This window comes from Bacillus sp. mrc49, assembly GCF_002803435.1.
Window position 1 is genome coordinate 1 of the sequence record NZ_PHNG01000738.1, and the last position, 3696, is coordinate 3696.

Annotated in this window: 4 protein-coding genes; all 4 read left to right on the top strand. The window is 47.9% G+C overall.

What is annotated here, in order from left to right; translation table 11 throughout:
- The coding region (locus tag CVN76_RS21595; protein ID WP_100533010.1) for an ECF transporter S component at positions 1-363 on the top strand (363 nt) is incomplete at its 5' end.
- The gene (locus CVN76_RS21600; RefSeq protein WP_100533011.1) at positions 360-1055 is read left to right on the top strand and encodes an ATP-binding protein; all 696 of its coding nucleotides are present in this window, start codon (positions 360-362) and stop codon (positions 1053-1055) included. The genes CVN76_RS21595 and CVN76_RS21600, both read left to right, overlap by 4 nt.
- A 336-nt stretch (positions 1056-1391) precedes the next feature.
- A complete protein-coding gene (gene gntK, locus CVN76_RS21605; protein WP_100533012.1) occupies positions 1392-2930 on the top strand; it encodes a gluconokinase in 1539 nt (512 codons plus the stop codon).
- Between the two features lie 80 nt (positions 2931-3010).
- The gene (gene ybaK, locus CVN76_RS21610; RefSeq protein ID WP_100533013.1) at positions 3011-3487 is read left to right on the top strand and encodes a Cys-tRNA(Pro) deacylase; all 477 of its coding nucleotides are present in this window, start codon (positions 3011-3013) and stop codon (positions 3485-3487) included.
- Positions 3488-3696 lie beyond the last annotated feature (209 nt).

A 3696-nucleotide genomic window follows, 5' to 3' on the forward strand; every position in this document is an offset into this window, starting at 1 on the left:
CTCGGCCCGGTATCGGGAGCGCTCGTAGCGGGACTTGGACATATCATTTCAGCGTTCATCGGCGGGCTGCCATTGGGGCCATTTCACTTTTTGATCATGGCTGAAATGGCCGTGCTCGTATGGATGTTTGGCGTTTTATTCATACAAGGAAAAAAACTGTCCGCCTATTTCCTCTTTTTTATCGGCAATTCATTCATTCTGGGCCTGCCGTTTGTGTTTCTGGTCAGTCCCGGATTCTATATGCTGACAGTGCCGGGATTAACAGCTGCATCGGCGATAAATATTGCCTTGGCGGCCCTTTTGCTGCCCCGCTTGGAGCCTATCTTGAGAAAATCGATACTTAAAGATGGATCGATATCATGAGAGATTCCTTGGTTTTGCCATTTTCCGAATCGGAATCATTGATAATATCAAGTGACAATAGTGGCGGAATAGGACTGAAGGAAAACGATTTTGTTCAGGTTCCATATGAAATCGTCGGCTATTATTCCTTCAGGGTGGCCGTCATGGAATGCTTAAGCGTTGGCGGAAATCCCATATCGGTCGTCCTCCATAATTTTTGCGGCGATGAAGCTTGGGAGGGCTTGAGCAAAGGTATCATGCAAGGCTTGGACGAATTGGGTCTGGATCTTCCGATTACGGGAAGCACGGAAACGAACATGCCGCTGCTTCAATCGGCTCTTGGTCTCATCGTCCTTGGCAAGCGAAGGAATGACCTGGCAAGGCAGCCAAACCATTCACGGAAAATGGCCCTCATCGGCAGGCCGCTCGTCGGGGAGGACGTGCTGAAACAGCAAGATTGGGTTGCCCCTCTATCCTTATATAAAAGTCTTTGTGAGCTTGAAGGAGTGGAGGCGCTTCCAATCGGATCGAAGGGAATCGCCTATGAATGGAAGCACCTGGACCGAAGGGGGGAAGGTGTTCCCGAATGCATAAGCAATATAGTCGATATCGAAAAATCATCCGGCCCATCCACCTGCTTCCTTCTTGCTTATCCCTTATATTTGGAGGAAGAAATCAAGCGTAAAGCAGGGCCTCTTTTTATTGGTGAATGACAGCACTTCAGAATAGATGGGGCATCGGGTTTAGTTCATCATGAACGGATTCGCTGCTCCTTTTTTCATTGAAATTGCGAGCCGCCTCTAAAAAATGATAGATATGGATACTCTAGTAAAGCAGTTCAGGGATCACTCATCGTGTCATCCAGATCGGATCCGTAATGCCCGTCCTTCTGCAGCGTGTGTTAAGATGAAATTATTGGTATTAAATGAAGGATATTTCACAAATGAAAAAAATCTTAATGGTTGTGGACTCGATAATAGCAATAGTTCCACAGCTTCCATTCTTACTATTGAATTCAACTGTTTAAGAGGAAGGAGCATGATGTTAGTATGGCAGGTTATATGATGGGCATCGATATCGGCACGACAAGTACGAAGGTCGTTCTTTTTTCAAAAGGGGGGGAGGTCGTCCAATCATGTTCGAAAGGATATCCCCTTCATAGCCCTACCCCGTCCGTTGCTGAACAAGACCCCGAGGAAATATATAAAGCGGTCATCCTGGCGATAGCCGAAGTGATGATAGCAAGTGAAGTGGGCAAGGACGAACTGGGCTTCATATCATTCAGTTCAGCGATGCATAGCTTGATCGCCATGGGGAAGGACGGCAGGCCGCTGACGAATAGCATTACTTGGGCAGATAACCGAAGTGTTGCTTATGCAGAGCAATTGAAGGCCTCGGAACAAGGGATGCAATTGTATCATCGGACAGGGACCCCCATTCACCCGATGTCCCCGATTACGAAAATCATGTGGTTAAGAAACGAGCATCCGGACATTTTTGAAGATACATACAAATTCATCGGAATCAAAGAATATATCTTTTATAAATTCTTCAATGAGTATGTGATGGATCACTCGCTAGCTTCCGCAATGGGTATGTTCAACTTGAATGAGTTGAAATGGGATGAAGAGGCACTTAGCATTGCCGGAATTGATGCGGACAGGCTGCCGGCGCTTGTCCCGACAACACAGGTCCTTTCTGGCTTAAGTACGGAATTGGCCGCAGCCATGAACATTCAGGAAGGCACCCCGTTCGTGATCGGTGCGAGTGATGGCGTACTTGCCAACTTAGGGCAAAATGCCATCAAGCCAGGGGTCCTGGCAGTCACGATCGGGACGAGCGGTGCAGTGAGGACCGTAAGTGAACGACCACTTACAGATCCAAAAGGCAGGACCTTCTGTTACGCTCTTACTGAGAATCATTGGGTGATCGGTGGGCCGGTCAATAATGGGGGCATCACCTTCCGCTGGGCGAGGGATCAATTTGGGCGTGTGGAAATCGAAAAAGCGAAGGCTTCGGGACTGGACTCGTATGAAATACTGACTGATATGGCCTCGGCTATTGCACCTGGTTCGGATGGACTCATTTTCCATCCGTATATGGCTGGGGAGCGTGCACCATTATGGAGTGCCGATGCAAGGGGCTCCTTCTTTGGACTGGCCCTTCACCATACACGTGATCATATGGTCCGCGCGGTACTCGAAGGCGTGATGTATAACCTCTATAGTGTCCTCCTCGCTGTAAGGGAACTGGCTGGCGCACCCGAGAAGATCCATGCAAGCGGCGGGTTTGTCCGCTCGAAGCTGTGGCGTCAGATCATGGCTGATGTTTTCAATCAGAACGTGACGATTCCTGAAAGCTTTGAAAGTTCGAGCTTGGGCGCAGCCGTGCTTGGGCTTTATGCTTTAGGGGAAATCGAAAGCCTCGATGAAGTGGAAGGGATGATTGGCGATACGAATGAGCTTGTGCCGATCGAGGCTAACGTTAAAGTTTACGAAGAGCTGATGTCGATCTATTTATCCGTGAGCAGGCAATTGGAGGGTGACTACAGCCGCATTGCCGAATTTCAAAGACGCCATTTGGAATGAACGTGAAGGAAAGGCACAGATGCATAAGCACTGTGCTTTTGTTTTTGATAAGATGGTAAAAAAGATAAGGAGAATTTCTTATGGGAGCCAGTAAAACGAATGCAATGCGAATTCTTGATAACCATTCAATCGAATATGGGATGATGAGTTATGATGCACGTGATGGAAAGATCGATGGAGTTACAGTCGCCGAAAAAATCGGAAAGGCTCCTGGAAGCGTCTTTAAAACGCTCGTTACCCATAGCGGGCCGCAGCAGCTTTATGTTTTTGTGATTCCAGTAGCGGACGAACTGGATATGAAAAAAGCGGCCAAGGCGGCAGGAGCGAAAAAAATGGAAATGCTCACCGTCAAGGACCTTCAAAAAAACACCGGCTACATACGGGGGGGCTGTTCACCGATCGGCATGAAAAAGCAATACCCGACCTTCATCGATGAAAGTGCATCGAACTTGTCTGAAATCATCGTAAGCGCGGGGAGGGTCGGCACCCAGATTGTCCTGAATCCGGCAGATTTCCTCGAAATCACGCAGGCGGAGTCCGTCGCTCTTATCAAATAGGACAATGGCATCCTTGGGCATTCACCTATTTGATTTTTACCGCATACGCTGTCTTGAAGATCACATTTCTATTGTGAGGGAGAGTGTGGAAGTGACGGGAAAAGTGATGCATTATTTCGCCGGCGGCAATACCGCTAAAGGTTTTTATAGTTTATATGATTCGAATTTGGCAGGTTTGGAAAGATTATTCATTTTAAAAGGCGGACCTG